At 50.4% G+C, this 6,000-nt stretch carries 7 protein-coding genes, 1 tRNA gene and 2 pseudogenes; 8 read left to right on the top strand and 2 right to left on the bottom strand.

The features are described from left to right. Positions 1–101 precede the first annotated feature (101 nt). From ACLJZ5_RS08380 to ACLJZ5_RS08350, 7 genes and pseudogenes are all read left to right on the top strand, one after another. Positions 102–728, top strand: a pseudogene (locus ACLJZ5_RS08380) (phage portal protein); the annotation flags it as partial. Then, on the top strand, positions 725–1,063 hold the full coding sequence (locus ACLJZ5_RS08375) for a phage head closure protein (RefSeq protein ID WP_001201223.1): 339 nt from the start codon (positions 725–727) through the stop codon (positions 1,061–1,063). The pseudogene ACLJZ5_RS08380 and the gene ACLJZ5_RS08375, both read left to right, overlap by 4 nt. Beyond that, positions 1,056–1,346, top strand: a complete 291-nt coding sequence (locus ACLJZ5_RS08370; RefSeq protein WP_001650759.1) for a head-tail connector protein — start codon at positions 1,056–1,058, stop codon at positions 1,344–1,346. Before ACLJZ5_RS08375 ends, ACLJZ5_RS08370 begins: the two co-directional genes overlap by 8 nt. Further along, a complete protein-coding gene (locus tag ACLJZ5_RS08365; RefSeq protein WP_023165946.1) occupies positions 1,347–1,790 on the top strand; it encodes an HNH endonuclease signature motif containing protein in 444 nt (147 codons plus the stop codon). 140 nt (positions 1,791–1,930) lie between these two features. Further along, positions 1,931–2,287, top strand: coding sequence for a phage terminase small subunit P27 family (locus ACLJZ5_RS08360; protein WP_001137908.1), 357 nt, complete (start codon positions 1,931–1,933; stop codon positions 2,285–2,287). Next, positions 2,271–3,932: pseudogene (locus tag ACLJZ5_RS08355) on the top strand (terminase large subunit). Before ACLJZ5_RS08360 ends, ACLJZ5_RS08355 begins: the two are co-directional and overlap by 17 nt. A gap of 87 nt (positions 3,933–4,019) precedes the next feature. Continuing rightward, positions 4,020–4,868 (top strand): hypothetical protein, encoded by an 849-nt coding sequence (locus tag ACLJZ5_RS08350; protein WP_001650757.1) that lies wholly within the window; start codon positions 4,020–4,022, stop codon positions 4,866–4,868. 43 nt (positions 4,869–4,911) lie between these two features. On the opposite strand, the gene ACLJZ5_RS08345 is transcribed toward ACLJZ5_RS08350, so the two are convergent. Continuing rightward, complete coding sequence (locus tag ACLJZ5_RS08345; protein ID WP_001804916.1) at positions 4,912–5,058, bottom strand: hypothetical protein; 147 nt, start codon at positions 5,056–5,058, stop codon at positions 4,912–4,914. Between the two features lie 228 nt (positions 5,059–5,286). After that, positions 5,287–5,362 (bottom strand) — tRNA-Ile (locus ACLJZ5_RS08340). Positions 5,363–5,487: 125 nt separating this feature from the next. Here ACLJZ5_RS08340 and mug point away from each other — a divergent pair. After that, positions 5,488–5,994, top strand: a complete 507-nt coding sequence (gene mug / locus ACLJZ5_RS08335) for a G/U mismatch-specific DNA glycosylase (protein WP_000237776.1) — start codon at positions 5,488–5,490, stop codon at positions 5,992–5,994. Positions 5,995–6,000: the final 6 nt, after the last annotated feature.

Below are 6,000 nucleotides of genomic sequence, written 5' to 3'. Positions count from 1 at the left end.
CTGAGTCTTCCGCCCCCCCCGGGCTGGGGGGTGGCGCCCCCCCCCACCCCGCCCCCGGCGGGGGGGGGCGGCGCGCGCCCCCCCCCCCCCCCCCCCCCCCCCACGGCGCTAACATCATGAAAGAGGGCATGATGGCGGCGGGCATTGTCAAAGCAAAAGACTGGCTTGACGGCGTGAACGGTAAAAAAGCCCTGGATGCACTGGAGCGGTACAAGGGTGCACGAAATGCCGGGAAAACGCCCATTCTTGAAGGAGGAATGGATTACGAAAAATTGGGCATGAGTAATCAGGATGCTGAATGGCTGGCTTCCCGGCGTTTTTCCATTGAAGACATTGCCCGTATGTTTAATGTTTCTCCGATCTTTCTTCAGGAATACAGCAACAGTACCTACAGCAACTTCAGCGAAGCGAGCCGCGCATTTCTCACTATGACCATGCGTCCCTGGCTGGCGAATTTCGAACAACAAATCAAATCCGCTTTGCTGGTGGCCCGTCCTGCATCCGGTACCCGTTACCAGGTTGAGTTCGATTCTGCTGACCTTCTCCGCGCTACACCAACCGAACGCTACGCCACTTACGAACGCGGTATTAAAAACGGGATTATGAATCCGAATGAAGCCCGCGAACGTGAGGGGATGCCACCGCGTGAAGGTGGGGACGAATTCAGCCAGGCATGGAAGCAGCAGATCGAAGTAAATAACAATAAAAGTAAGGAGGGTAGCGAATGAGAGCCGGAGGATTAAAACATCGTATAACGCTGCAGCGCTATGAACAAAGTCAGGGGCCATTGGGAGAACCGATAAAACGCTGGGTGGACTACGCCACGATCTGGGCTGAGGTAAAAGGTATCTCTGGCCGGGAGCTTCTGGCTACCGGTTCGTGGTCCTCTGAGGCCACAGTCAGAATATGGATACGCTATCGCAGTGATGTTAAGCAGGGACACAGGGTGAAATATCTGTCACCCGCAGTCAGTGGTGATATTTACGGTATAGAGGCGGCCCTCCCGGATAACGACCGCACCAGTCTTGAGCTCCTTTGTAAAGGAGGCGTGGCCAATGGCTGAATTAATAACTCTGGAAGAAGTAAAACTGCATTGCCGCATCGACGGGGATGATGAGAACGCCCTGATAAACGGGTATATCGTCGCCGCGCTGGAGATTTGCCAGAAACATATCGGCAGGCGTTTTGATGACGGACTCGAGTTTAATCCTGCGCTGAAGGTCGGGTGTCTGCTACTGGTCGGTCACTGGTATGAGCACCGGGAAATAGCGGCGGAAAAAACGTCCGAGCTTCCCTTTAGCACTTCGTCATTGTGGAACTACTACCGGGAACCTGGAGTGTATTAAATGCCATGGCAACCTTTACGACGCTGTACAGAGCCCGGATGTAATAAACGGGTAAAGTCCGGCAAATGTGATGAACACAAACGGAATGCACAACGGCAGAGTGATAGCCGACGAGGCACACGCACAGAACGCGGTTACTCCAACCGATGGGGAGAATACCGGCTCCTCTTTCTGAAGACTAATCCGCTGTGCGCCCACTGCCATAGTGCTGGCGTCTATAAGCAGGCAACTATCGTTGATCACATCATACCTATTGAGGGCGAAGGTGATGTGTTGTTCTGGCCATCCAGTAACCACCAGCCGTTATGTGCTGCCTGTCATGGTCGCAAGACAGCCACAACGGACCCGCTAACTAAGCAGCAGCGTAAAGCCGGAATGTTCCGGGAACAGGAAGAAGCAGCGCAGCGCCGCAACGACTGGGTCTATGAGGTTGCTCATGAGTGAACAGGAATACATGAGTCAGCGTGAACGGGGTGGGGGAGGTTTCAAAGACAACCCCCTCCCGGCGAGGAACCACCCGCTCCCTCAAATTTTTATGCACAGTGATTTTTTTGAAAATAAAACGAAAAGGAAAATAGTGATTTATGCCAAGACCACCGAAACCGCCCGCTTACCTTGATGAAATCGCGGCGCAGCAGTGGAAAGCAAAGGCGAAGCAACTGGCGGAACGTGGTGATCTGACGCCTGCCGACTGGAACAACCTTGAGCTTTATTGCGTCAACTATTCGATGTACCGCAAAGCCGTGGAAGACCTTGCCACACGGGGATTCAGCATTGTGAACAGCCAGGGCGGTGAGAGCCGGAACCCGGCACTGAGCGCAAAGGCTGATGCCGAAAAAATTCTCATAAAAATGTCGTCGTTGCTGGGCTTTGATCCGGTGAGCCGTCGCCGTAACCCGCCTGAAACTGAAGAGGAAGACGAACTTGACCGTATGGAATGATTACGCCAGCGCTATTAAATCTGGCGAAATTCCGGCCTGTAAGCGGGTAAAACAGGCCGTCGAAAGGTACTTTTCAGACCTGAATGATCTCCGTTATGAGTTTGATACGGCGACAGTAGAGCGGTTTATCGCGTTCTCGCGACTTTGCCCTCACGTCAAAGGTCCGTTGCGCGGCCAGCCAATCGCGCTGGAACCGTGGCAGCAATTCGCTTTCGCTAATCTGCTGGGCTTTAAGGTCAGGGAGACAGGTCGCAGAAAGTACAGCAGCGCCTTTATCGAAGTGCCGCGCAAGAATGCCAAATCCACTGTGGCCGCCATGCTGGCTAACTGGTTCCTGGTAATGGAAAAAGGCCAGCAGGATATTTATACGGCGGCGGTGAGTCGGGATCAGGCCCGTATCGTGTTCGACGATGCCCGCCAGATGTGCCTGCTGTCAAAACCGCTGAAAAAGCGCGTCAATATTCAGGCGCACAAGATCATTTTCCCGAAGAGCAACAGCCTGTTAAAACCGCTGGCGGCAAAAGCGGCCACTATTGAAGGGACTAACCCAAGCCTGGCGATTGTCGATGAATACCACCTTCATCCGGATAACGGAGTTTATTCCGCGCTTGAGCTGGGTATGGGCGCACGTCCTGAGGCGATTTTGTTCGCCATCACTACTGCCGGGAGTAACGTCGTTTCCGCCTGTAAACAGCATTATGACTACTGCTGCCAGATTCTGGCCGGGGAAGAGAGCAACGATTCTCTGTTTGTCCTGATCTACGAGTTGGACGACGAAAGCGAGGTTGAACAGCCGGAAATGTGGATCAAGGCTAACCCTAACCTGCATGTGTCCGTTGACGCCGCGAAACTGGAATCCACCATCCAGAAAGCTCGTAGCATACCGTCGCAGTGGGTGGAAATGCTGACCAAACGTTTCAATATCTGGTGTCAGGGATCCACGCCGTGGATGGGGGCCGGGGCATGGGATGCCTGTGCACTCGATTATGCTGAAGAAGATCTGGCCGGAATGGAGTGTTACGCCGGGTTTGATCTGTCCTCAACCAGCGATATTACCAGTGTAAGTTACGCTTTCCCGTTCGACAGGGAGATCCGACTTCTTACCCGTCATTATCTGCCGGAAGCGCAGCTGCTTAACGTCGCTAACAAAAACCGCACCATCTATCGCCAGTGGGTGAACGCGGGCTGGATACGCACCACGCCCGGCGACTGTATCGACTATGACCGCATCCGTGATGATATCCTGCGAGATGCTGAAAAATTCAGTATCCGGCTGGTGGGCTTTGATACGTGGAACGCGACGCATCTGCGTACCCAGTTACAGGGGGCGGGGCTCGATGTGGAGCCTTTCCAGCAAACTTATCTGCGGTTCAGCCCGGTTGCTAAATCTTTTGAGGTGTTCGTTAACCGTAAGGTATTACGCCATCGTGGCGATCCGGTTCTGTCCTAGGCTATGGGTAACGTGGTGATGGAGTCCGACGCTAACGCCAACATAAAACCTAACAAAAAGAAATCCGGTAACAAGATCGATCCTGCGGTCGCAGCGTTGATGGCGTTCGGTACTTTCCAGGCAGAGCATGAAGAATTCGCTTTTGATATGAGCATGTTTCACAAAGAAAGATTGTTGAAGTTCAATGGTATATAGAATGCTTTTGATGTTAATTTAAACGTAAAAGCATGAATGTAAAAACGTTACTCGTTACTGCATATTTAGAACGATGAGGAAATTAAAATGTCATTTTCGGCAACTGTGTTGAATGTGCTAATTGCATCTCCATCAGATGTACCTGAAGAAAGGGAAGCTATTACAGAGAGTCTTTATGAATGGAATGCCTTAAATTCACAAACGACTGGTTTTGTATTGTTACCAGTAAGGTGGGAGTCCCACAGTGCTCCAACAATGGGGGATAGGCCGCAGGGCATCATTAACAATCAGGTGGTTAGAAACTGCGATATGTTAATTGGTGCTTTTTGGACTCGTTTAGGGTCTCCAACAGGTGTTGAAGAAAGTGGCACCGTTGAGGAGATTAAGTGGTTTTTGAAACAACAAAAACCAGTGATGCTTTACTATTCAAAAAAACAAGTGGATCTCGATCTTATTGATACACAACAGCTTGAGAAATTAAAAGAATTTAAAAAAAGCATCAGAGACAAAGGGATACAAGAGCAATATACGAATGTTGATGAGCTTAAAATGAAGCTATCGCGTCAGTTAACAATCGTTTTGCGAGAAGTTTCAGTTAACACAGTGGTGGATGTGAAAGCTGTCAAGGCAGCGAAAAGTCACGAAGATAAGAAATTTGATGCCGATAGCTCTACGCTTGCTACTTCGAGCCCAAAAGCTAAGGTAAAAAAAACTACTAGCTCTAATGAGATCCGCTTAATTGATTACACCGAAAAGGCGTTTGTAGTGGTAGGAGACACAAATGATTATGCGGAACAACTTAAAGAACTGAGCGGAAAATGGATAACTGTTCGTTGGGGTGGGAAAGCTTGGATGTTTTCTAAGAAGCGATTAAGTGAAGTCTCTGAACTTTTGGATTTAGCGCCAGAAATGTTAAGTGAGGATGAAGCACTCTAAGAGTGGGTGGCCCGGCTTTCGCCGGGCCGGGCTTGTTACGCTGTTACTTACGTAATACATAGACAAGAGCAACACTAACTGGCAGAGCAACAAATGGGCTTAGACCAATATTGCTTAGCGTCATTAGCAAGCCACTCAAGGCAAGCATACGCTTTGACAGCAGGTCTGAGCCCTTAATAGAGTTAGTCATTGAGACCTCCATTAGGGGTTCCTGCCGTCTCATGAAGAGTTGGGAGCAAGAAATACAGACCCGTAGCGCTTGTGTTCTTAGAACATCTTCCAGTGAAAGAGGCCGCTACGACCCAACTGGACGTTTAGGCTTTTAGCCAAACCGTTACTCCAAAATACCTAGTTAAAGTATCCTATAGGTATCCTAGAGATTCTTTAAATTCGCGATTCCTCGCAAATCCTTGATATTTGGTGGCCCCTGCTGGACTTGAACCAGCGACCAAGCGATTATGAGTCGCCTGCTCTAACCACTGAGCTAAGGGGCCGTGGCGGTGGATTATAATGTAACTTTACGCTGTAATCCAGCCGTAACCGTGCGGGTGCTGTTTTTATAAACAATGTGTTTTCAACCCGTTATACTTAAAGAACGTTGTATTGCTCAGGAGTAATAATGGTTAAGGACATACTGGCGCCAGGGCTACGGGTGGTTTTTTGCGGCATCAATCCGGGACTCTCCTCGGCGAATACCGGCTTTCCGTTTGCACATCCCGCGAATCGTTTTTGGAAAGTTATTCATTTGGCCGGTTTCACCGATCGACAGTTGAAACCGGAAGAGGCGGAAAAATTACTGGATTTTCGCTGCGGGGTAACGAAACTCGTCGACCGACCGACGGTACAAGCGACTGAGGTGAAGTTGCATGAATTACGTAGCGGCGGACGCAACCTGATTGAAAAGATAGAGGACTACCAGCCCGCGGCGCTGGCGGTGCTTGGTAAACAGGCTTTTGAACAGGGGTTCAGCCAGCGCGGTATCGCCTGGGGTAAACAAAAGATCGCCATTGGCGCGACGATGGTGTGGGTGTTGCCGAATCCCAGTGGCTTAAACCGAATTAAAACGGAAAAACTGGTCGAGGCCTATCGCGAACTGGATCAAGCGCTCATTATGCGTGGGCTATAGCAATGG

The sequence above is a fragment of the Salmonella sp. 5800 genome (assembly GCF_046558195.1).
Lineage (GTDB): Bacteria > Pseudomonadota > Gammaproteobacteria > Enterobacterales > Enterobacteriaceae > Salmonella > Salmonella enterica.
Note: the sequence above shows the minus strand (reverse complement) of the source record. Positions and strands in the feature narration are given on the sequence as shown.